Origin of the sequence: Dyella sp. SG609, from assembly GCF_012275375.1 — a bacterium.
Classification (GTDB): Bacteria; Pseudomonadota; Gammaproteobacteria; order Xanthomonadales; family Rhodanobacteraceae; genus Dyella_D; species Dyella_D marensis.
This window is the reverse complement of the sequence record NZ_JAAZQJ010000002.1, coordinates 106,201-128,355: the sequence shown is the minus strand read 5'-3', so window position 1 is coordinate 128,355 and position 22,155 is coordinate 106,201. Positions and strand designations below refer to the sequence as shown.

Sequence of the window (22,155 nt, the reverse complement as noted above, 5' to 3'; positions counted from 1 at the left end):
GCCGCCATCGACGGCGGGAAAAGGTCAGGATCCGGGCCAGCCCCAGCGGGCGAGCAGGCGCCGCAGCGGGCCGCGGTCGCGCAGCCGATACGCGGAGGCCGCCTTGGGCGAATCCACCATGACCGCGTCGGCGCCGAGCCCGGCGGCAAGCCGGTAATCGGGCTCGCTGTTGATGCCGAACAGGACGATCCGGGTGCCGCCGGCCGCGTTGAAGCAGGCGATGGCGTGGTCGTTCCACAGCAGTGCCGAGACCTTGCTGGTGCCCTTGCCCAGAGTCAGCGCCTCGGTGACTTCCAGGTCGCGGCGCAGTTCGAAGCCGACCTGCGCGCCGGCGGGCGGGCTTCCCGGGCAGCGCTGTTCCAGCAGCAGGCTGAGCAGCCGCTGGCGGGTGGCTTCGCGCGCCTCGAAGCGGCGGGCCTGCGCATGGGGCCCGAAGGCCTGCAGGTTGTCCGCCTGGGTCGAATAGAGCCAGGTCCTGCTCCAGAAATGCCGGCGCTGCAGCACCCCGGCGATGGCTTGCGCCGCGTGTGCGGCGTCCGGCGTCTTGATGTCGATGAAAAGCTCGACGTCTTCCGGCAGCTGGTCGATCAGGTCCTCCAATGCCGGTATATGCACTGGAGTATCCCGGTACGGATAGGTCACGGCGCCGGAGGCTCCCGTTTCCTTGAACTGCCATCCGGCATTGAGTTTCACCAGCGCCGCATAGGGCGTTTGCGCGACTTCGCCGGTGCCGTCGGTGAGCGCGGAAAGATCGCGCGGCCGATACAGCACCGGAATGCCGTCCTGGGTGACCTGCACGCTGACCCAGAGTTTCTTGACGCCGTAGGAGATGGCCAGGCGGCAGGCGGCGAGCGTGTTCTCCGGCGCGTCCGCGGTGCCGCAGCGGTGCGCGATCAGCGCGGGCGGACGGTGCGGCGGGTGCGCGGCGAAGGGGCGCGCCACCGCGAGCCAGGCCAGCGCCACCGTGACCATGCAGGCAAGCAGGACGCCGACACCCAGTCTGATGCTCATGCGAGTTCCTGCCGTTCGTGTGGAGTGGTGCCGGATCAAGTTAGCGATCCGCCACGATCGCTTGAATGGGATTTATCCAGAAATTTGCCCGCTTTCGCCGTCACCGAAGCCTGCGTACTGGAATAAGACTTTTCGCCGACATTCCTCCTCCTTCGCCTCGGCAGATGAGTCCGGAACGCAACCGCGGCGTGGCGCCAGGTCCCAGCTCCGGAAAATTCAGGTTCAGCGCACTGGTCCGCTTTCATACGCTGGCGGTCATGGGAACGATCCGTCCAAGCCGGGCGAGTGTGTCGGAAGGGGGCTTCGGCAAGATGTCAGCCACCACGATGCACGGCGTCGATCATGCGCAGGCAGAGCCGGCGCCCAAGACGGTGCGCCGTCGCGCAGGCCGCCTGCATCCGGCCGTGCTCGCCGTTTTCATCGCCTCGACGATGGGCGCCTGCGGCGTGGAACCGTGGCAGGAGCGGCCGTCGGGCCGGGACGCCGCCTCGGCGCAACGCGAGGGTGGCGATGCGCCGCCGGCGCCGGCGCCGATGCCGGCGCAGACTTTTCCGATCGAGCCGGTCGATGCGGAGCGCAAGGCCAGAAAAGCGCGGGCCGCGTCCGCGCTGCCGTCGCGGCAGGCGCGGCGCGCAAAGCAGGCAGAGCCCACGCCCGATACGCCTGCACTTGAAGATCCGGAGCTTACGCCGCCCGAGGCCGCTGAAACGCCGGCGGTGGAGACGGCGCCTGCCACCGCATGGGTCGATCCGCTCGCGACCGAGGAAGTGGCTACGCCGAACCTGGCGCCCTCGCTTCCTCCCGGCGCCGAGGCCGGCGCCAATCCGGTGGCGTGGCTGGTGGTGGCCAGCTGCGGCGTGCTCGGAGCCTTCATCCTCTGGCGCCGCCGGCGCGAACGCCAGCGGCGCCGGCGGCGCGAAGCATGGACGCCGATCCGCTGGGGCGGCCCCAAGCTGATCCGTCCGCACTGGGACTACGACCCAGGCCAGTTCGACTCGGATGCCTTCCTGCAGCGCTGGGACTCGATCGGCTTGAGCATCTCCGGCGACTGGCGCCTGCTGCTCGCCATCGCCGGCCGCATCGCGCCGAGTGCGGCGCAGTTCGCCGGCTGGCGCAGGGCGGTGGCGCGGCCGCGGCCGTTGCTGTCGTTCCGTCCGGACTGGCATTACCTGCCGTTTGCGGGCGATGCGGCCGAAACGCTGGCGAGATGGTGCCGGCTGGGCCTGAGCATCCATGGCGATGCCTTGCAGGCTTCGATGGTCGGCGGACAGCTCGAATGGGTGTTCGAGGTGGACGCCGGACGGGTCGAGGCGCCGGTGGAGGCGTTCGCGCAGTTGCCTGCGCCAGCGCCCGGGCAGCCGGCGGAAATCGTCTTCGATGTATCTCCTTCCGATCTCGCAGCTGTGCCGGTGGAGGATCAGGCCGTGCAGCATGACGATGCGCAGGACCTGCCTGCGGAAATTTCATCGCCCATGCCCGTCGCGGACGAGCCGCCTGCATCCGGGGTGATGGATGCCGAGCCGGAAAGCCGCCAGCCCATCGTCGAAGCCGTGGCGCCGGTCGCCTGCGACATCACCGCCGCACCGCAGGAAGAACAGTCCGGCACAAGCTGGCTCTCTCGTCTCGGCAGCTTGCTCAAGGCCTGGGAAAGCCAGCCCGCGCCGGAACTCGAAGCGGAGCTGTGGGGCGCATCGCGCCGCCTGTCCGCCCATGCCGCGGCTTTGCCGCCGGCCGCGCGCGCCCCTTGGCTGGATGCCGTGGAGGCGCTGGCCGAACGCATGGTGCGCAGCGTGCCGGCCGCGTCGCGCGGCGCCTGGCAGGCCCATTGGGTCGACCTGCGGCTGGACCGGCTCGGTGCCATGAATGGCGCATGGCGCCTGCTCGAGCTGCGCGCGCTCGACGACGCCTGCGCCGGCGACGGCGCGCCTGAAGTGATCGAGGCGAGGATCCGCCTTCTCCATCTATGGGCCGATGCGCTGCTCGGTCCGGCCGCCAAGGCCAAGCGCGCGGAAGCCGCGGCGCTGGCGGCTTCGCTTCGCCCGGCGCAGGCGGCGAGCGCCTGAGCGGATTCGCCGCTCGCTTTCTCGCTCCATCCACTTTCCATCCATCTGTTGTCATCACCATCCAAGAGGAACTACCCATGAACGTTTTCAATGCCGCCGCTCAAGAACCCGTCCCGCCGCTGCTGTGGACCGTGCGCTACGGCGTCGTCAGCGCCACCGCTTCGCAGCATCCGGCCGCGCGCTCGCTGCAGCTCTACGGCGAATGGGCCGAAGCGGAAATCGATCTGCTCAGCTCCGTGCTGCAGGAACAGCACACCGTCCTGCAGTTCGGCGGCGAATACGGCGCGCACACCTTGTGGCTGGCACGCGTGGTGGGCGAGGCCGGCAAGGTCTACGTGGCGGAGCCGGCGCGCATCGGCTTCCAGCAGCTGTGCGCCACCGCGGCGCTGAACGGCCTGACCAATGTCTATACGCTCAACCAGTGGCTGGGCCGCACCGGCGCGGCGGCGCCGCTGAGCGCGCTGCCGGGCGGCGCATCGCTGCGCTGCGAGACCGACGACGTGGTGCGTCCGGTCGCCGTCGACGACCTGGGCCTGGATGGCCTGGACCTGCTCAAGATCAACGTGCCGGGTTCGACCATTCCGCTGCTGCACGGCGCGGTCGAGATGGTGCGCAAGCATCGGCCGGTGATCTACGCGCGGCTGGAGCCGGAGCAGGCGCTGGCGGAAGTGCGCGCGATCAAGGAGCTCGGCTACCGCTGCTGGTCGCACGCGCCGCACATGTACAACCCGGCCAACATCCTGGGGCAGGGCGACAACATCTTCCCCGGCCGCGTGCTGCAGAACGTGATCGCGATGCCGGTCGAAGGCGGCACGGTGTTCGATCAGCTGATGGAAATCTGATGCGGGTTGCCGCTTTCAGAATTTTCCAGTCCACATCGGGCAGGCCGTCCGGCAATCTGTACACGGCTCGACACACATGACTCCAAGCTCTCTTCCCCCTGGGCCACTGGATCATTCTCGAGCCAGCCCGTGAAAACGTTCCTCTCACTGGCACCCGACCGCCACAAGCTGTGGCAGTCACCCCGAAGGCCCTCAGCAATGAGGGCCTTCTCTTTGCGAGATCTCCCTGTTTCGGCGGGCTGCGCGCGGGATTTTGCTGGCCATGCAGGGTCGATGGCAGATGCTCCGGGCGTTATCGTTCACGTACGTTTCCCGCCAAGGCCCCGCTGGGGCCTTTTTTTTGGCGTGGAAGCCGCCCGCCATCAGCGGGTGGCGTGATCCGCGCTGATGTGAAGCCCGGCCCGATGGCGGGCCAGCGTATCGATCAGGTTTACGAGGTCCTGCCGATAGTGCTGCAGCGGCGCTTCCTGGCCATCGACCCGCTGCTGCGCGAGCAAGGCGGTGCGGATATGTTCGCCCGTATCGGCCAGGCCGGCCGCGCCGAAGATCTTGATGGCGCCATCGATGCGATGGATGCAGCCGGCGATGGCCTGGATATCCTCCGCCCGCAAGGCCTCGTCGAATACCGCCAGGTCGTCGCGCGCCGTCGCCAGAAAGCCGTCCAGCAGTTCGTCCAGCCGCGCGGATGGGCCAAACAATTCCGTCAGCGCCTCGATGGGCGAGAACGCCGGTTCCGCCGCCTCCTTGCTCCGGCGCAAGCCGGCCGCGGCGGGCATCCATCGATGCAGCGCCTCCTGCAGCTCGCTGAGCCCCGTCGGCTTGACCAGCAGCGCGTCCATGCCCGCCTGCGAGCAGCGTTCGGCTTCATCGGGCAGGGCGCTGGCGGTCAGGGCGAGAATCGGCAGATGCCGGTCCGCCGATTCATGGGCGCGTATGTCGGTGGCAAGCGCATATCCGGCACAGAGCAAGGAAGTCGACGTGCGCCTGCGCAACGAGGGCGCCGAGCCGGTGGTGGTGCAGTCCTGGCTCGACCTGGGCGATCCGCGGCAGGCACCGGATGCCATCCGCGTGCCGTTCGTGCTGATGCCGCCGATGGCGCGGCTCGATGCCGGACGCAGCCAGATCGTGCGGCTGGTGTACACGGGCGATCCGCTGCCGGCGGACAAGGAGTCGGTGTTCTGGCTCAACGTGCTGGAGATTCCGCCGAAGGCCAATAAGGACTCGCAGCAGAACATGCTGCAATTCGCCATCCGTTCGCGCATCAAGCTGTTCTTCCGTCCCGACGGCATCCAGGGCAAGCCGGAAGAGGCGGCGGCCGGGCTGTCCTGGTCGATGGTGCGCGATGGCGATGGCTATCTGCTGGAGGCGGTAAACCGCAGCCCGTATCACGTGTCGCTCAGCAGCGTGGTGCTGCAGGACGGCGCGAAGGATATCCAGGGCGGCGACGGCATGATCGAGCCTCAAGGCCGCAAGCGCTTCGCGCTGAAGGATCTGCATGCGCAGCCTGGGCATCCGCGCGTGAGTTATGTCGCCATCGACGACTACGGCGCAAGCCGCGAGTACACGGCGACGCCCGCCCCCTGATATCCCTGCCCACCACCCTTCAGGAACGACTTATGAGCAAGGCGACGACCTGCCTCGTAGGAGGCGGGGCTGGACGATTGCGGCCCAGAATTCTTCATTTATGGATGATGCGCGCGCTGGCTGGCGGCGTGCTGGTGATCAGTCCGGTTTTCGCTGGCGCCGTGGAAGCGCCGGCCGCCGAAGGCGCGCATGCGGTGGATTTCGATCCGGTGTTCCTGCCGGGCGGCGTCGGCTCCGCGGACCTGGCCAAGTTCAGCCAGGGCGAGCAGGTGGCGCCGGGCACGTACCGCGTGAATATCTACGTCAACGAGCTGCTGCACGGCAGCGAGAGCATTGTGTTCAAGGCCGGCCCGAACAAACGCGATGCCACGGCATGCCTGCCTTACGCTTTCGTATCCGGCCTGGTCGACAAGCTTCCGCCGGAAGCTGCCGCGCAGCCTTGCGTCGATCTGGCCTCGCTGGTGCCATCGGCGAGCGTGCGTTTCGATCTGGGCGAGCAGCGCCTGGATGTAAGCATTCCGCAGGCGGCCATGCGGCGCAGTGCGCGCGGCTATGTCGATCCTTCGCGCTGGGACAACGGCATCACCGCCGGCCTGCTCAATTATCAGTTCAACTGGTTTCAGCGACAGGGCGGTGGCAGTCAGGACGGCCAGGCTTATCTGGGGCTTACCGGCGGTTTCAATGCGGGAGCGTGGCGTTTCCGCCATCAGTCGTCATTGCAATGGAACAGGCGCGATGGCTTGCAGTGGCAGAACCTGCGCAACCATGTGCAGCGGGATATCACCGCGCTGAAGTCGCAGCTGGTCGCCGGCGATTTCAGCACCAGCGGTGAGTTGTTCGATACGGTGGCCCTGCGTGGCGTCCAGCTTTCCACGGATGAACGCATGCTGCCGGATTCGCAGCAGGGCTACGCGCCGGTGGTGCGCGGCATCGCCGCCAGCAATGCGAAAGTGAGCATCCGCCAGAACGGTTACGTCATCTATGAAACGACGGTGGCGGCCGGCCCATTCCGCATCGACGATCTGTATCCGACCGGCTATGGTGGCGACCTGGAAGTCAGCGTGCTGGAGGCCGATGGCCGCGAGCAGAAATTCACCGTGCCTTATGCGGCGGTGACGCGCATGCTGCGCCCAGGGTCGACGCGCTTCAGTGCCGCGGCGGGTGTTTACCGCGAAGCCGGAGTGGACGTGCATCCGTGGGTGGCGCAGGCCACTTGGCAGCGCGGATTGTCCAACCGCATCACCGGCTATGCCGGCGCCGTGATATCGAAGCATTACCAGGCGGTGCAGTTCGGTTCCGCGTTGAATACACCGTATGGCGCGTTCGGCCTGGATCTGACCCATGCGCGCACCGTGCTGCGCGCGCCGGCGCTGGTGCCGAAGGATGCTGCCATCGGCGATGGTGCATTCGGCGGTGGGCGCGTTGCTTCAGGAGATAGCCTGCGGCTGAGCTACAGCAAGAATCTCAACGCCACCGGCACCAATCTATCGGTGGCGGCCTATCGCTATTCGACCCGCGATTACTACAGCCTGCGCGATGCGGTGCTGAGTACGTCCGCGATGGGTATCGGCGCCATGCACCGGCGCAACTCCGCGCAGATCACGCTCAGCCAGTCGGTAGGCGGCAGCGGGAGCTTGAACCTGACCGGCTCGACCCAGAATTACTGGGGCGGTGCCGGTTCGGATGTGCAGTACCAGCTTAGCTACAACGGCAGCACGCGCTGGTTCAATTACTCGGTCTCCGCGGCCAGGCAGCGCGATGGAGCAGGGCGGACGGATAACCGGGTCTACGCCACGTTTTCCATTCCGCTGAGCCGCGACACCGTGGACACCAGCATCGGCTTCGGCCGCGAAGGACATAGCGAACAGGTGGCATACAGCGGCTCGCGAGGTGACCGCATCAGTTACGGCGCGTCGGTTTCGCGCGATGCGCAGGGCAGTACCGCATTCAATGGCAGCGGCACCTATCGCCATCCGTATGCGTTGCTGAACGGCTCGCTGGCATTCGGGCCGGGCTATCGGCAATACGCATTCGGCGCCTCCGGCGCGATGCTGGTGCATCCGGGCGGCGTGACTTTCGGTCAGGGGCTGGGCGATACGGTGGCGCTGATCAAGGCGCCGGATGCGGCAGGTGCTGCTGTCAGCTCGTACCCAGGCGTCAAGCTCGACCGACGCGGCTACGCGATCGTGCCGTATCTGACTCCGTATCGGCGCAACCAGATCGAGCTCAATCCGCAAGGACTGTCCAGCGAAGTGGAACTGCTTACGGGAAGCCACGAAGTGGTGCCACGCAACGGCGCCGTGGTGATGGCGGCGTTCGCGACGCGCAAGGGGCGGGTGGCGGTGATCGATCTCAGTCCCGCGGACAGCGCGGCGATTCCGTTCGGCTCGGATGTGTTTGACGATGCAGGCCGGGTCGTCGGCGTGGTGTCGCAAGGCGGGCGCGCGCTGGTGCGCGGCATCGCCGACGAAGGGCGCCTGGATGTGCATATGGACGAGGGGCGCGTGTGCAGCTTCCATTATCGATTGCCGGCGGTGGATGCGGCGCGGCATGGGGCGAGGGACTATGCCTATTTGCAGGCGACCTGTGGCGGAGCGTCGGTATCGCGTGGGCGGGCGCCGTGAGGGTGGGGTCTTGTCGCTGGAATAATCCGGTTAACCGGTGGTGCTCTTGCTCGCTAATGTGTTCTGCATCGAGGCGATGATCGTGCTTCGCGCTTGACTTTGGTGTTCCCGTCTCTCCTCTCCACCGGATGGACATTCCATCCGGCGCCAGCGGTCTGTCACCCCCTGGGCTCCTGGCGCGGCGGATGGCCGGTGGAGGGGACCTTCTTAATGTCCGGCGATGCCGGGCACCGGAGCCGTTCGTCGGCTCCGGTGCCCGTGCGCATTCAGTTTCCGCGGTAAGTGGAATAGCCGAAGGGGCTGAGCAGCAATGGGATGTGATATGGCTGGGCGGGATCGTCGACGCTGAAGGTCACCGTGACGGAAGGGAAGAACGTGGCCTGGTGATGCGCGGCGAACCATTCACCGGTGGCGAAGGTGACGCGGTAGACGCCTTTGTGCAGGGGCTTGTCCGCGGGCAGCAGGCTGGCGACCCGTCCGTGCTCGTCGGTAGTGCTGTGCGCGACCATCTTCCAGCTGTCCGCTCCCTTTGACTGTTCCTCCAGCGTGACGCCCACGGTGGCGGCGGGCTGTCCTCGCACCTGATCCAGCACGTGCACGCTGATGGCGCGCGATTCCGCCGCACAAGCGGCTGCCGAGGCGAGGGTGCAGGATACGATCCATATCATCGAACGAAGCAAGGTCATGGCATACCTCTCTGGTGATGTTTGAATGGCCCGCGGATTTGATTCGCGGGCAGCATCATTCCAGCGCGTGAGGCTCCGCATTCCGTCCAGAATCGTCCAGTTCGCTGGGCTTTTTCGCGTACCGCATTGGTGCGGGGGGAGTACGAGAAATTTCCTGTTGGTAAGGCCCTGTCGCATTCCTAGTCTGGCGGCCTCTGATTAGGGGTTTTCCGCATGCCTTATGCAGATATTTTTCTCGTCTATGATTTATTGGGCGCCGCGATCGCGCGAGGGCGGCTCGACGTCGTTCATTACGGGCGCGATGGCAAATACACCCGTTCGGAAATCCTTTCCTGTCTTTGCATGCTGTGGCGAGAGCGGATGATCGAGCCGCCGGTGGTCAGTTTTGCCGCCGGCGAGGACAGCATCATCTCGTTCGATGAGGGCGCCAGCGAATGCGGGCGCGGCATGCATCGGTTTTTGCGGGAGACGCTGCTTATTTCGCCGGCGTTGTCCGAAGCCGCCGCGCGCATGGGCGATGGCAGGGCGCCCGCGCGGTCCATGCGGGCGCCGGCCGGCGCAGGAGGTGCTCATGTCCTTCGCTGACATAGCGCTGATCTTCGATCTGTTGCACGCAACCGCCTTATGCGCGCCCTTGCTCGCCACCGAGTACGACGCGGGCGGAAGCGATTCGCGCGCGCAGGTGCTGGGTGGTTTCAGTACCTTGCATAAGCATGGATTGATCCACTGCGAGATCATCGCCGATGCCTCCGGCTATCGGACCATCGACCTTCGGGTGCACGGCTTGACGCCCATGGGGCGGCGCGTCTACCAGGTGATGCTGCAGACGCAGCTGGCTTTCGAGGATCCGAAGGGTTGATGGGCTGGTGTCGGCAGGGGCGATTTCCTGGTTGGTTTGAATTTGTCTGACAATTAGACAACACTCTGCGGATCGTCACGGTTCGGGAGTGCGCGCATGCCTTCGCTGTCTTCGATAAGCCGCCGGTCCTTTCTGCAAGGGATGGCCCTGGCTGGAGTGGCAGGCACACTGACCTTCCGTCCGCTTCATGCGGCAGCTGCGCGGCCCGCGGAAACAGCCGGCCGCGCACAGCATGCTCCGTTGTTTCCCCAGGCACCGTTGGCGCAGCAACCCTTTGCCTTGCTTCCGGCCGGCTCGATCAAGGCGAGCGGATGGCTGTTGCGGCAGCTCCAGATCCAGGCCGATGGCCTGGGTGGTCATCTCGATGAGTTCTGGCCGATCGTGGGTCCGGATAGCGGGTGGTCGGGAGGGAAGGGCGAGTCGTGGGAGGACGGCCCGTATTTTCTCGATGGCCTGGTGCCGCTCGCGTGGCAGCTCGATTCGCCGAAGCTCAAGGCGAAGGCGATGCGCTTTATCGACTGGACGCTGGACCATCCCTGGGAAAACGGCATGTTCGGTCCGCGCGGCAACGACGACTGGTGGCCGCGCATGGTCATGCTCAAGGTGCTGACGCAGTATCACGAGCTGACCGGCGATGCGCGCGTCATGCCGCTGATGACGCGGTATTTCCATTATCAGTTGCAGGCATTGCCGGCCCGCCCGCTGCGCGACTGGGGCCGGATGCGCTGGCAGGACGAGCTGCTTTCCGTGCTGTGGCTGTATCAGCGCACGCAGGATGCGAAGCTGCTGGAGCTGGCGCATCTGCTCAGGCAGCAGGGTTACGACTGGCAGAGCATGTATGCGCATTTTCCGTTCAAGGAAAAGACCGATGCCGAAGCCTTGCGCAAGCAGGCCGGTGCGTCGGACGCGTTCATGCAGGACCTCGGCCTGCAGGTGCACGGCGTCAATATCGCGCAGTCGTTGAAGGCGTCGCCGATGTGGTCCGTCGTGTCTGGCGGTGCGCCCGATCGCGAGGCCATCCATCATCAGCTGCGGATGCTGGATACCTATCACGGCCTGCCCAATGGCATGTTCTCCGCGGACGAGCATCTGGCCGGCCGCAGCCCTTCGCAAGGCACGGAACTGTGCACCGTGGTGGAGGCGATGTTCTCGCTGGAGGTGGCGCTGGCCGTTACCGGGGATGCCGGCCTGGGCGACCGCCTGGAGCGCATCGCCTTCAATGCGCTGCCTGCCGCATTGACCGACGACATGTGGGCGCACCAATACAACCAGCAACCCAACCAGGTCGAATGCAGCCTGCATCGCGAGCCCTGGACCACGGACGGGCCGGAATCGAATCTGTTCGGGCTGGAGCCGAATTTCCGCTGCTGCACCGCGAATTTCCATCAGGGCTGGCCGAAGTTCGCCAACAGCCTGTGGATGGCGACGGCGGATCGGGGATTGGCGGCGATGAGTTATGCGCCTTGCACGGTGACCACCGAGGTGCGCGGCGTACGCGTGGTCATCGAGCAGGTCAGCGAGTATCCATTCCGGCAAGCCGTCAGCATGACCTTGAAACCGGAGCGCGCCATCGCGTTTCCGCTGAAGTTGCGCATACCTGCATGGTCGCAAGGCACGCATCTCTCGGTGAATGGAAAGCCGGTCAAGGTTTCCCCGGGCTTTACGACGATCGAGCGCACCTGGGCGCCGGGCGACACGGTCGAATTGACGTTTGGTGCAGCGGTAAAGGTCGAGCGTGGCTACAACGGTGCGCTGAGTTTCAGCCGGGGCGCCTTGCTCTATGCCTTGCCGATCGAGGAGCACTGGGTGGTCTGGCGCAAGCGCGAGATGACCAGCGATTGGCAGGTCTATCCCGGCTCCCGCTGGAATCTCGGCATCAGGCCGGACGTGCAGGTCGCTGTGACCGAGCATCCTGTGGCGGAGAGGCCCTTCGCCGGCGCGGCGCCCGCGGTTCAACTGGCGATGCAGGGGCGTTATGTGCCGGCATGGAAAGCCTCCGATGGCAATGCCGAGCCCGTGCCGGCCAAGGCGGAGCCATCGGGCGACGAAGACGTCCAGGCGATTACGCTGGTGCCTTATGCCGGAGCGAAGCTGCGCATCGCGGCGTTTCCGGCGCTGGACTGATCGCCGATGGTGGATGCCTCCGCCCCGAGGTAAGCAGGGCGGAGGCATCGCCTGGCTTATTCGACGATAGTCGCGGCGACGTGATAGACGCGCCCGCCCCAGCCATCGTCAGGGAAGGCATCCGACACCCTTACGTAAATCGGCCGCGCACCATTCGCGGCGGGGCCGAGATAGGGCGTCAGGTCGATGCTGCGATCCGCCTTGTTCGATCCATCGGTAATGCGCCGGGTTTCCTGCAGCACGGTCGTCCAGTGCTGGTTGTCGTTGCTGACCTGCACCAGGAATTCGGCGTCGATGGTCAGGGTGACATTCGCGGCGGTGGTATCGGCGGGGAAGGGGAGGCGATAGGTGAAGTGGGCATTGCCGTCGGCAAAGCGATTCTGCACGCCGTTGCTCTGCGATCCATCCGGATCGAACAGCCAGGGATTTTCGTCGACGGTGCCGGTGTCGAAATCGATCTTGTGCGCGACCAGCACATCGGCCTGGGTGGTGAAGCGCAACCCGGCCGCCATCAAGTTCGCGGTGACCAGGTGATGGCCATCGGTGGCCGAACTCGGCACGGCAACTTTCAGCGCAAGCGCGCCGTTGACTGGGATGGCATTGCCGTGCGGCTGCAGGGGTATCTGGGCGGCTCGCGGTGAAACATTCCAGCCGGCAGGTGCATCGATTGAGGCCAGTGCGCGGAGCGGAATGAATCCCGTGGCCGAGATGCCGAGATCGATGGCGACAGGCGTGGCGCCGGATGCGGACGGCATGATCACCGGCTGCGCCGGCGACATCGTCGCGGCCAGCGATTCCAGCGGCGGCGGTATCGGCACATTGCCGATCAGTGCGCTGAGCGCACTGGCCTGGGTGCGCCAGTCGAACACATTGGGGTGGTCGTTATCGGTGGCGCCGGACCAGCGTGTGCCGAGGCGGCCAGCCGCGTCGCGGTCGTTGTTCCAGATGTTTTCCGCTTGCTGGCTTAGAAATGCGGCGTAGCGGCGGTCGCGCGTGGTGTCGACCAGGTCGGTCCAATAGCGCATGAAGATGCCTTTGAACTGCTTGCCGTTGTCGTCGCAGGTCTGGGTGATGGCGTCGCAGGATTCCGTCAATACGCCATCGGTGGCCAGCGCACCCGGGCCAATGGCTGCATCGGCGAGGCGCCGCACGCTGGCCAGGATGGCTGGGTCCCTGGTGGCTCGCCACAATTCCAGGCCGGCGCCGATCGCCAGCCCCTGGTTGTACGTCCACACGTTCTGGCCATTGTTGGTGCAGGCATCGGTAAGGCCGTCGTTGACCAGGCCGCTGGCGTTGATCATGCCGCTGTGCTGAAACCAGTCCCATGCGGTGCGCGACCGGCCCAGCCACAACTGGTCGCCGGGGATGCGGTTATGCAGCTCCGCGGTAAGCCGGATCCATAATCCATTGGTGACGGCATTCTTATAAGTGCGCTCGGCATTCCACCAGACGCCGCCGCCACAGCTACCGGCATCCCAATAGTTATTCACGTAGTTGGCGATGGTGACCGCCATATCCAGGTATTTGGGATTCCTGGTGAGGTCGTAGGCCTGCAGCCAGGTCAAACCCCACCATTCCGAATCGTCGATGGCCCGGCTGGTGAAATTGCCCAGCAAGGGATCGCCCGACAGCACTCCCGGTGGAAATACGCCTTTGTCTTTTTCGAAGGTGTTGTCCAGCTGGCCGAGATAACGGCGGTCGCCGGTGCGTTGCATGTAATCGGCGATGGTTTGCAGGGCGACCGCGGAATTCCACCAGCTGGAGGGAAACCAGGCCTTGCCGGGATCGTACGAATTCATCAGCACGTCCGCCGCCACGCGTGCGCGGGCGACGGCGGTCGGGCCATCGGTTCGAGGATTGGCGGGCGATGCCTGCTCGGCTGCAAAGGAAGGCGTTGCGGCGGCCACGGTCAGGCCGATCACGGCCAGCAGTGTCCGGACTCGTACGCGTACGGCTTCGAGATTCATGATCAGAAGCGCTCCTATCGGATGCCCACGAATGCGATGGGGAATCCAATCCATCTGTTGCCGGACCGTGGGCGGTGATCCGGGATTGATGTAGATCGATCTAAATTGGTGATCCAAAAAAGGGGCGTGCGTTGATGAGCCCCGGGGAATGCTCAGTCGGCGACAGACGTGCTGTCGTCTGAGCGGCATGGATCATGGTGTCTTCGCGAGTACGGTTCCGCACCGGGTGTCGCAGTTTTGAGGGTTGCGCAGTTCGTGGGCGGTTGTGTGGGTGTTGGCCAAGGCTGGCGAGATCGAGGGCTATGGGTGGCTGAAAACCGGCCAGCGGTGGGGCGGAGGGGTTAGGGGCGCCGGTGGCTAAAACTGGCTTCAGCTCGGCAAAGGGCTGTTCCTACGTACAAATGTAATTTTACATAATATACATTATGCGCACTAGAGGTATATTCTTAGGTGTTGCGGGGCGATGTCCCGATTGCCTGCGCATGGCGCAACAGTTGCCTGCGACCAAAGACTGGAGCGCTGGATGGCTGGCTTCGCTGGATGTACTCCGGAGCCTACTTCTAGCGAGTGCTGCTCATCTCGGCGATGAATCGGGACTCAGGATTTCTACGGTCTGATGTGTCCACGTAAATGCTCAGAAGGCGCTTGGCTCGAGTAAACGCAACATAGGCAGACCTGCGACCATCTTCAATCTCAGGTTCTGTCTTGGCACTGAAGTGTGGAAAGCGCCCCTCATTCATACCGACGATGGCTACGGCTTCGAATTCTCGCCCCTTTGACTGATGTACCGTCAGCAGCTTCAAGGCACGCTCCGGGCTGGCGAAAAGTCCTAGTCCGCTTACGGTAAGTTTCGATAAATCAAGGTGCCCGCCTGATTCGCGTGCCCGAAGGTCGGCTATGACATCGTTGGCGGACATTTGGAACGCGTGCCGCGAATCAATGCCATGTTGCCCGAGAATCTGGTCAACGGACTCGCCCATGGCGCCGATCCATGCGATGGCGCTGGGGTTACTGCCGAGCAGAGCTTGCGCTTTCTTCTGAATCACCAGCGCCAGTAGGCGTCCCTCCCACCCCTGCACCTCTTCCCCGCCTCCCGGGCTTCCGAGCTCAACCAGCGCTCGTGCTAATGCGCGTTGGGTACTCGCAAGCGCTATGGAGTTTGTAGAGGCCGCTGCCAAGTTCTCTAGGACGGGCACTATCAGGCGGCCGCGTTTATAGGGCCTGGCGCCAGGTCCAACCACAGGAATGCCTGCTTGCGTGCACGCACGGGCGATGGGAAGCAAATCTATCCACCACGCTGCAAGAACGGCACATGAGCCAAGTTCCAGGCCGGAGCTCGATGCTTGCGGAACGAAGTGCTCAACGATCGCCCTCGGCATGCTTGGTGAGTGGAAGACGTCTGCGCTAATTCCCTTTTTTGCGTTGTCTCCAATAGCTCTCATGGCCGGCCTGCGCGGCATGAGTCGGTCTGACATTGAGACGATTTCATCGGAGGATCGAAAATTGCCATACAACGGGCAGCTCGCGTCTGCGCCTATCGCATCTATGAACTGTGCGGCCGCTTCTGGTGAGGCACCCGCGAAACGGTAGATGGATTGGTGCGGATCTCCAACTAAAAAGAACGTCGACTCATTCGCTCCTTTGATTTGCCTCAAGACGGCTAGCTGTATCTCCGAGGTGTCTTGGAATTCGTCCACAAGAATGGTCCTGAATTTCGCCGACAGACTCTTGGGTGCTTCCTTGAAGTGCTGAAGGATGCTGAGTGATTCGTAGACAAGAAGGGAAAAGTCGATCCATCCGCGTTCTCTGCAGGCATCCCAGTATTTCGGCATGCAACGAAGCAGAAAGTGGTCATTGCCGTTGACGACAGGATTTCCCATGGCGTCAATATTTACTTGGGCGAACGCCTCGAAAATCTTCTGGCTTGGCGCGGAGAAGCCTGATTGGTGGGCGACTTCGCTCAGCAACTGACGCGCCCTATCCTCCTCTGCTGCGACGAGCTCAAAGCGATCTGCGTAGCTGTCTAAGCGATAGCGGAAGGGCTTGAAGATATGATTTAGGCAGAACGAGTGGATCGTACACACTTCGATGGACTGCAGTTGCTTCTCGTTGAGCTGTGTGGCTAAGCGATGCTGAAGTTCGTCAACAGCAGCATTCGTGAAAGTAATGCAAGCGACCTTTCGCGGGGAGTCCGCGACGAGCAGACTCTCCGCCACCGACTTGGCCGTAAGTACACGCGTCTTTCCGCTTCCCGGGCAAGCCTCGATATACGTGTGCCCATCAATCGCAGTCGCTCGACGCTGTTGATCCGTGAGGTTCATTCTTCAATCAGCCAATCCACGGCGTCGGAGATGTAGTCGGGGATAAGGACGGCCTGGTTGATGTGGGCTGCGCACAGCTGAGCGAATCGCGCTTTCCCGATGCGAATGGCCACCCTTAATACCTTGTCACGAAACTCCTCCTCTAAGGGATGTCGGCCGGCATCCTCCTCGGGAAGCGCCTTTACCTTTGTGGCTAGCGAGGCCAACTTCTCACTGGCCACCTTCAGGCCTGACTCCTTGGTTGCCGCGACAAGCATCTTCGCGTTGTGCACGTCCGCAAGTTCGCGCTCGAACGTTGTACGACCGAAAAACACCTTAACCGCCGATCCCTCCAGCGCCTTTAGATCGGCCCGAGTCTCGCTTACATCTTGGTCTTCCTCCTCGTCGATCGCGGGAGGGAGGTCTGCGTCGCCGACGACTGCGCAGCGCTTGCCAAGCTTTCCGCCTTCGAGGAGCTTCATGAAGGGGGCGAAGTGTCTGCCGTTTACCGGAATCACCGAGATGCCGTGCTTTTCGAGGTCAATCTCCATCATTTCCCGGACTAAGCATGGTAGAAGAATGAGCTCGGCAGCTCCTTCGACGAGAATAATTTTGCGGGCAAAGAGAAGTGTTGATTTGGTCGCGTCGAGGTATCTCTCCAGATCCCTTCGGTCTTCAGGAGAAAGGGCGGCGTTGCGTGAAATCGCGTGGCTCGTTATCTCGCCACCTTTCCTTGTCATCACCACCTGGGAGGAAAGCGGAAGGCGCGCTGTGATGTGTGTGCTATGTGTGGTCAAGATGGTCTGCATTGCGATCTGGCTCAATGCAGACACGAGGCTCAGCTGAAGCTGGGGGTGCAGATGCGCTTCCGGCTCCTCAATAAGAATGATCTGTCCGGCACTGCCGGCACGCTTTGTTCGGGCGCGAAGGTACTCAAGCCAAATCGCGATGTAGAGAACGTTATTGAGGCCGAGTCCGTTTTTGGATGGATCGGCATTCGCCAGGCCCTCCTCCTCGGACAGAAGGATCTTCAGTGACCGAAGGATCGATTCATACGTGGGGTCACCCACCCCAATGGATGTGCTAATGCCATAGCTAGGACCCGTAACCTCTCGCAGCGCCTTTTCGATGCCCTTGGCCGTTTGCCCTAACGAGTCCGCGGAAGCGATGGCGGCGTTGGCGGCAACTAGCAGGCGAATGAACTCGTTCTGTTCCTCCGCAGTTACCTTTTTAGTCTCGAGAAGTTTGACCAGCGGAGAGATTCGTCCATTCCTCAAATCTTGCTCCACGTCCCGCAACGCGTGCAGACTGACCACCTGGAAGTACTGGAGATCGGAGAACCTGATCGACTCGCCGGTGTCCTCATCCCACTCTAAGTCCTTGAGGTCGACCTTGGGATTGCCGCCGCCGCAGATCTCCCATCCATAGTCCTCAAGCTGAAGGTCTTCTGCGACCCGTTCCCCGTTTGCGATCATCTCTCGTGCCAGCCTCTTTGGCCGGAATCGGTAGAAGATTCGGGCTCGGTCGGCAGAAATTTGGCACGCGTGCAGCAGCGCTAGCTCACTTAGATTCCCCAAATAGTCCGCGAATTCCACGCCAATCAGGACTTGGAAGGGCTTCGCGAGATCCACTGACGTGTGCACGTCTGACGGCACCAGCGTGCGAAGTCGCGAAGGAAGGTCGACATCCAGGCAGGTTCTGAGCGCAAGTATCGCGTTCGACTTTCCGCTATTGTTCTCGCCGACAATGCCATTCACTCCTGAGTGGAGTGGCGTGTCGATATAGCGAAGGTTGCGAAAATTTCTGACGACCAGCCTGGATATAAACATGTTGGATTTTCAATCCTTGATGCGTGGACGGTGCGCTCCAGAAGGACCTCTATGCCGTAAGAATGCGGAGCAGGCCCGCTCATCCATGCCCGCTTTTTGGTTATTTTGCCGATCTTACCTTGAGGTGTGCCGCAGGGGCTGCCCGCGGCGCCTGCGAGTAAGCCTGATGTTCGCTCGCCCTGCCCGCCCCGCCTTCAGGATGACGGTCTCTGCGTAAGTGGGGGTCTGGTTACTTACCATCTTGCCAGGCGACTTCATGATGCGCATTAACTGGTCTGGTGCGGGATCGCCATCTGGGCACTCCCCTGCCCGGCTCGATTGAAGGCATTGATTCAACGGCCTGGGGTGCTGACTGCTAGTCACGACTGACTATATCCATAGACACAATGTCTATGCTTGATGTTCAAGCCGATAGTGGCGGCGACTCATGAGCCTTTGGCGGATGGTGTGTCCAGCGAGCCGCTTGGTGAGATCGGATCCGTTTGCACGAACCCCCTCGCAACTCGCTCGAGCAATGACGGAAGTGTTTCAGTGTTTGGAGGGATCTTCTGGAGTAGTAGTAAGGACATGACCAATCCCTCAGGTGATCTAAAGGCAAGCTTTTCGTTTATCTCCGAAGCAGTCATAGAGAGCGTGCTCGCCACTTCACCTAGAAGCCTCGCTTCTACAGCAAGTTCGGCCGCCCTTGCCCGCTCCGCCAGTGGTGCTCGTTTAACTGCCGTCCGCAGTGCATCTAAGTTTCTCTTTCTGAACTCCATTAGATCCAAATGCCTGCACATTAAGAGGCCTGCCGAGCGCTGGATTATTTCATCGAAACGGTATGGCTCCCAGTTGGAATCGACGCGCTCTTTCAGGTCGCCAATCAGTCGAACTCCATCCACGTCGCTGGAGAGTAGGTCGCATGCAGTGAGAGCGGTGATCAGCATCACTTTGATGCGGAATCGTGGGTGGCTGAATGGTTGGCAGCACCACTACCGGCTATTGGCTGGCGAAGACCAGTTGAATTCATGGTCACCCAGGCCGACCGTGATCTCCTGAAGAGCTTGCTTCGCAGATCGCAATCGGGCGCGTTTAGCTGACGAAGCCTATCACTCGGCCTGGTGCTTTGCTGCGGCATTGAATGTGTGTGAGGTGTTCGGTCGCATTCAGATGCGTTATCACTGCTGCAGCGCGGTGCTGATGGTGTCTCTCAGCCACGGCATCGTGGGTCATGCCGACTGATCTTAGGGAGCGCCGCACGCTCTTCCGTCCCGCGTCACTGCATACCGAAGTGCTGCTTGTATCGGTCAATGATTGAGGCAGAAAACTTTGATGCAGAAACTGATCACGACGAATTTGGGTGTCGCGTCACTAAATTGCTAGGCCGCAGCGTCATTAGAACCGAAGCCGGGCGAATTCAATCGCTCCTCAACGTCTTCCGTGAAGTCCATTACCTGCTGGATCGGCTCTTCGTCAGGGTGGTGATTGTTCCAGATCATTTCATCGATTTTGAGGTGGACTGCGTCCCCGACCATCTGCTGTCGGCGATTGGTTAACGACAAAAGCATTTGCGGTCTCGTCGCATCCTCGATGTCGACCCAGAGGGTAAGCTGCCTGCCATCGGCTTTAGTCATGCGAAGCGCATGATTTGCTCGATATGACAAGCCGGTCTTGGGGTCTTGGCGATATTCAGCTCTTGCTGCGTCTGAAAGTTGGGCGACAAGAAGGTCGCGCGCCGACTTTGGTTTTGGAAGGGTGACGCCGCGACTGATGCACCAGTCTGCCATGGCCTCCATATCGACGACCTTGTTTGCAGTCTCCTTCTTATAGAGCTGCATTAGTGCTTGGTATTGCTCGTTTCGTGTCATGAGTGCCTACTCAGCTGATAGGGGCAATGTCGCCCCATCCATCGACAATGGCATTTGGCAAGACGTGCGCGCGAATTTTTGCCAGATGTCCTCTGAACAGTTCATAGCGACCTGTTTTGAACTGAATTTGCCCAGCAACAAGACTTGGATGAATGCCGAGGATTTTTACTAATCCAAGAAAGTCTCTCTCTGGAAAAAGGGGGGCTTTCCTGGCAATAAAACTATCGATCTTGGCTTTGGGAGCGCAGAATTCAGAGGCGGCAGCGTTGGCGATGCGCTCTTCTTGCTCTGTCGAATGCTCGGCATTTAGATCAACATCTAGCATCGGTTTGGCTTGTCCATGGCCTTGAAGTACATGCTCCAGCTCATGGCGAAGTACAAACCAAAAATTATCCATGCGATCATATCGCAATGTCATACCAATAACTGGCGATTTTTCGTTCAGCCAGAGACAGGCGCCATCAATCTTCGATCCCTTGAGGCTTTCAACGAAAATCAATCTGATCCCACATTCCATAAGCGTGCGAGGGACGTGCCTGGCTTCTTCCGGTGCGCTCAAGTACGACTTCAGCTTGGAGAGTGCCATCTTTGTTCGTTCTTCGTTGTAAGCCGGCGCAAGAACTTCTTTGGCGACCTGCTTTACTCGATATAGCCAGGCCAGTTGTGATGGTGTTGCATCATTGCCGACGTCGGTCTTTTTAGCGGCATGATTTAAGAATTCGACCTCTTTAATGGATCGCACTCCAAAGAATTTGGCGAGCGACGCCTCCACTGCGGACATGTTTCTAATGTCTGCGGCATCTAGCCAGCCTCGCTTGATCATGTCGGCTATAGGCAGACCGCTAAAGATCTTTGCACGCGCCGCTCGGCCTTGATCTGGGCGAACGATAAGACGAGCTCGTGCTAAATCGTAATCCTTTTGAAGGTTTAGGAACCGTTCGGCGGGAACGTCAAACACCTCTTCTAAGGCAAGAGCAATCTCAGCTGTTACTGCTTGGCTACCTGAAATCAGCTTATTTGTGGTTGATTCGCTTATGTCGAGCACGGCCGCAAGCAGTCGCTGCGTCCAACCGCGCTCGCTTAGAAGGGTCTCGATAAGTTGTCCGGGGGTCTTGTGCTCATCCATGGGTTCGAATCTTAGCGAAATTTCGAAATTTCGCAAGTTTTACGAACGCGGCGGTTGGGCGCAGCGCGACGGCGCAATCGGATATCAGGGAGTCGCGGCCATTTCTATAAGTATTGGATTTATAATCACTTTATCGAGGTTGGCGCTCTTTTCTGGCCGACCGGTGCTCAACGATGAGGTGCGGATGGTCCAAGGTACCCATTCTCAAAGCCTGCTGGGCCGAGGTCGCGGCATCCGGCGCGATCTGTGGCGTCATCCATGTCGATTGGGATCTCAGGGCGTTGCGCGATCAACCTGCTAAATGCGCAACAGATTGCAGTCGCGCATGACGCAACATGAGTCCTTAGGCGATGAGCCTTTGCATCAGTGGTAGGTGGTTCTTAGGGGCGCAACGCCTGCCCCCATATACCAAGAATGCGCAATTTAGGGTGACGGCCGATGAGTGACCGGCCCCTTCATTTTCATTGAGTTGCCCCTGCTCGCAGTAGAAGCGCTCGAGGCTGGCCGTCAATGAGCCTGATGGCTGGTGGCATAACCCATCACCGTCGAGAACGGCGCCACCCAGAGGGTGCCGGCATGCGCCTTGAGATAGGCGAGCAGCTGGGCGTGGGCTTGCGCGGACACGGCGAGGTAGTCGCCGCCCACGCCGTGGAAGCCGAGCACGATCATCCCGCCCTTGCGCTCGGCTTCCCGCACCGCGGCGATCAGATCGGCGCCGGTTGCGTTCGAGGGGAAGAAATGGGTCGGCACATCCATCGGATCGAAGGGGCGCTCTGCCGGGTCCGCGGCACGGGTATAAAGCGCCAGTCCGCTGGTGCGCAGCGCCGGAAGATAATCGACGCCTCCGGCCAGGTGCTGGCCACACGGTGTGGCATAGCTGTGCTGCGGCTTGCCGTCGATCGCCGTCAGCATCGTGTTCATCGTGCGGATTTCCGCCAGCATGGTGTCGACGTCATAGGTTTCGCTGGTGTCGATTTTCTTCGCGGGCGAATAATTGGCCTGTGGGCAGGCATGGCGAATGGTGTGGTTGCCGAGTTCGTGGCCTTCGGCCGCGGCGGACCGCCAGCGCGCTATCTGCTCAGGGGTGACCCTGCTGCCGATAAGGAAAAATGTTCCTTTGAAGCCGGCGGCATCGAGCGCCGGAATCGCGGTGTCGAGCTGCGAGACGAGCGTATCGTCATAGGTCAGCACCACCGCCGCCCGCTTGCCGTCGGGCCAGGACCCGGCCACGGCCTGCGTGGCCACCAGAGTGATGGCCAGGAAAATCGGCCTGATTCGCATGACTGTCCTCAC

General features: G+C 62.0%; 17 protein-coding genes. 7 read left to right on the top strand and 10 right to left on the bottom strand.

Going from position 1 to position 22,155, the window contains the following annotated elements; genetic code table 11:
• Positions 1-24: 24 nt before the first annotated feature.
• A complete protein-coding gene (locus FHW85_RS03910) occupies positions 25-1,011 on the bottom strand; it encodes a glycerophosphodiester phosphodiesterase family protein (RefSeq protein ID WP_168647415.1) in 987 nt (328 codons plus the stop codon).
• A 65-nt stretch (positions 1,012-1,076) separates the two neighbouring features.
• On the opposite strand from FHW85_RS03910, the gene FHW85_RS03905 reads away from it, so the two are divergent.
• Together FHW85_RS03905 and FHW85_RS03900 are read left to right on the top strand one after the other, a co-directional pair.
• A complete protein-coding gene (locus tag FHW85_RS03905) occupies positions 1,077-3,074 on the top strand; it encodes a hypothetical protein (protein WP_168647414.1) in 1,998 nt (665 codons plus the stop codon).
• Between the two features lie 77 nt (positions 3,075-3,151).
• Positions 3,152-3,916: an FkbM family methyltransferase gene (locus FHW85_RS03900; RefSeq protein WP_168647413.1), complete on the top strand. Its 765-nt coding sequence runs from the start codon at positions 3,152-3,154 to the stop codon at positions 3,914-3,916.
• A 362-nt stretch (positions 3,917-4,278) separates the two neighbouring features.
• Here the strand turns inward: FHW85_RS03900 and FHW85_RS03895 are convergent, their stop codons facing one another.
• On the bottom strand, positions 4,279-4,908 hold the full coding sequence (locus FHW85_RS03895) for an Hpt domain-containing protein (RefSeq protein WP_168647412.1): 630 nt from the start codon (positions 4,906-4,908) through the stop codon (positions 4,279-4,281).
• On the opposite strand from FHW85_RS03895, the gene FHW85_RS03890 reads away from it, so the two are divergent.
• Together FHW85_RS03890 and FHW85_RS03885 are read left to right on the top strand one after the other, a co-directional pair.
• Positions 4,895-5,500, top strand: coding sequence for a fimbria/pilus periplasmic chaperone (locus tag FHW85_RS03890; protein ID WP_168647411.1), 606 nt, complete (start codon positions 4,895-4,897; stop codon positions 5,498-5,500). The two genes, FHW85_RS03895 and FHW85_RS03890, sit on opposite strands and share 14 nt — an antisense overlap.
• 104 nt (positions 5,501-5,604) lie before the next feature.
• Complete coding sequence (locus FHW85_RS03885; RefSeq protein WP_168647410.1) at positions 5,605-8,124, top strand: fimbria/pilus outer membrane usher protein; 2,520 nt, start codon at positions 5,605-5,607, stop codon at positions 8,122-8,124.
• Between the two features lie 266 nt (positions 8,125-8,390).
• Here the strand turns inward: FHW85_RS03885 and uraH are convergent, their stop codons facing one another.
• On the bottom strand, positions 8,391-8,810 hold the full coding sequence (uraH, locus tag FHW85_RS03880; RefSeq protein ID WP_168647409.1) for a hydroxyisourate hydrolase: 420 nt from the start codon (positions 8,808-8,810) through the stop codon (positions 8,391-8,393).
• Positions 8,811-9,023: 213 nt separating this feature from the next.
• On the opposite strand from uraH, the gene FHW85_RS03875 reads away from it, so the two are divergent.
• From FHW85_RS03875 to FHW85_RS03865, 3 genes are all read left to right on the top strand, one after another.
• The gene (locus FHW85_RS03875; protein ID WP_167257291.1) at positions 9,024-9,395 is read left to right on the top strand and encodes a hypothetical protein; all 372 of its coding nucleotides are present in this window, start codon (positions 9,024-9,026) and stop codon (positions 9,393-9,395) included.
• On the top strand, positions 9,382-9,669 hold the full coding sequence (locus FHW85_RS03870) for a hypothetical protein (protein ID WP_167257292.1): 288 nt from the start codon (positions 9,382-9,384) through the stop codon (positions 9,667-9,669). Before FHW85_RS03875 ends, FHW85_RS03870 begins: the two co-directional genes overlap by 14 nt.
• Before the next feature lie 318 nt (positions 9,670-9,987).
• Positions 9,988-11,793 (top strand): beta-L-arabinofuranosidase domain-containing protein, encoded by a 1,806-nt coding sequence (locus FHW85_RS03865; RefSeq protein ID WP_168647408.1) that lies wholly within the window; start codon positions 9,988-9,990, stop codon positions 11,791-11,793.
• A 56-nt stretch (positions 11,794-11,849) separates the two neighbouring features.
• On the opposite strand, the gene FHW85_RS03860 is transcribed toward FHW85_RS03865, so the two are convergent.
• From FHW85_RS03860 to FHW85_RS03825, 7 genes are all read right to left on the bottom strand, one after another.
• Positions 11,850-13,877: a glycoside hydrolase family 76 protein gene (locus tag FHW85_RS03860; protein WP_246866650.1), complete on the bottom strand. Its 2,028-nt coding sequence runs from the start codon at positions 13,875-13,877 to the stop codon at positions 11,850-11,852.
• A 443-nt stretch (positions 13,878-14,320) separates the two neighbouring features.
• Positions 14,321-16,081 (bottom strand): ATP-dependent helicase, encoded by a 1,761-nt coding sequence (locus tag FHW85_RS03855; protein ID WP_168647407.1) that lies wholly within the window; start codon positions 16,079-16,081, stop codon positions 14,321-14,323.
• Positions 16,078-17,889: an AAA family ATPase gene (locus tag FHW85_RS03850; RefSeq protein ID WP_168647406.1), complete on the bottom strand. Its 1,812-nt coding sequence runs from the start codon at positions 17,887-17,889 to the stop codon at positions 16,078-16,080. Before FHW85_RS03850 ends, FHW85_RS03855 begins: the two co-directional genes overlap by 4 nt.
• A gap of 425 nt (positions 17,890-18,314) precedes the next feature.
• Complete coding sequence (locus FHW85_RS03845) at positions 18,315-18,815, bottom strand: hypothetical protein (RefSeq protein ID WP_168647405.1); 501 nt, start codon at positions 18,813-18,815, stop codon at positions 18,315-18,317.
• 432 nt (positions 18,816-19,247) lie between these two features.
• Complete coding sequence (locus tag FHW85_RS03835; RefSeq protein WP_168647403.1) at positions 19,248-19,736, bottom strand: hypothetical protein; 489 nt, start codon at positions 19,734-19,736, stop codon at positions 19,248-19,250.
• A gap of 10 nt (positions 19,737-19,746) precedes the next feature.
• The gene (locus tag FHW85_RS03830) at positions 19,747-20,862 is read right to left on the bottom strand and encodes a HigA family addiction module antitoxin (RefSeq protein ID WP_168647402.1); all 1,116 of its coding nucleotides are present in this window, start codon (positions 20,860-20,862) and stop codon (positions 19,747-19,749) included.
• Between the two features lie 507 nt (positions 20,863-21,369).
• Positions 21,370-22,143 (bottom strand): polysaccharide deacetylase family protein, encoded by a 774-nt coding sequence (locus FHW85_RS03825; RefSeq protein ID WP_168647401.1) that lies wholly within the window; start codon positions 22,141-22,143, stop codon positions 21,370-21,372.
• Positions 22,144-22,155 lie beyond the last annotated feature (12 nt).

What these genes read in the sequence shown, in the direction of transcription:
- FHW85_RS03910 (WP_168647415.1), bottom strand. Translation starts at nt 1,011, where the DNA reads ATGAGCATCAGACTGGGTGTCGGCGTCCTGCTTGCCTGCATGGTCACG.
- FHW85_RS03905 (WP_168647414.1), top strand. Translation starts at nt 1,077, where the DNA reads ATGGGATTTATCCAGAAATTTGCCCGCTTTCGCCGTCACCGAAGCCTG.
- FHW85_RS03900 (WP_168647413.1), top strand. Translation starts at nt 3,152, where the DNA reads ATGAACGTTTTCAATGCCGCCGCTCAAGAACCCGTCCCGCCGCTGCTG.
- FHW85_RS03885 (WP_168647410.1), top strand. Translation starts at nt 5,605, where the DNA reads ATGATGCGCGCGCTGGCTGGCGGCGTGCTGGTGATCAGTCCGGTTTTC.
- uraH (WP_168647409.1), bottom strand. Translation starts at nt 8,810, where the DNA reads ATGACCTTGCTTCGTTCGATGATATGGATCGTATCCTGCACCCTCGCC.
- FHW85_RS03875 (WP_167257291.1), top strand. Translation starts at nt 9,024, where the DNA reads ATGCCTTATGCAGATATTTTTCTCGTCTATGATTTATTGGGCGCCGCG.
- FHW85_RS03870 (WP_167257292.1), top strand. Translation starts at nt 9,382, where the DNA reads ATGTCCTTCGCTGACATAGCGCTGATCTTCGATCTGTTGCACGCAACC.
- FHW85_RS03855 (WP_168647407.1), bottom strand. Translation starts at nt 16,081, where the DNA reads ATGAACCTCACGGATCAACAGCGTCGAGCGACTGCGATTGATGGGCAC.
- FHW85_RS03850 (WP_168647406.1), bottom strand. Translation starts at nt 17,889, where the DNA reads ATGTTTATATCCAGGCTGGTCGTCAGAAATTTTCGCAACCTTCGCTAT.
- FHW85_RS03845 (WP_168647405.1), bottom strand. Translation starts at nt 18,815, where the DNA reads ATGCTGATCACCGCTCTCACTGCATGCGACCTACTCTCCAGCGACGTG.
- FHW85_RS03835 (WP_168647403.1), bottom strand. Translation starts at nt 19,736, where the DNA reads ATGACACGAAACGAGCAATACCAAGCACTAATGCAGCTCTATAAGAAG.
- FHW85_RS03830 (WP_168647402.1), bottom strand. Translation starts at nt 20,862, where the DNA reads ATGGATGAGCACAAGACCCCCGGACAACTTATCGAGACCCTTCTAAGC.
- FHW85_RS03825 (WP_168647401.1), bottom strand. Translation starts at nt 22,143, where the DNA reads ATGCGAATCAGGCCGATTTTCCTGGCCATCACTCTGGTGGCCACGCAG.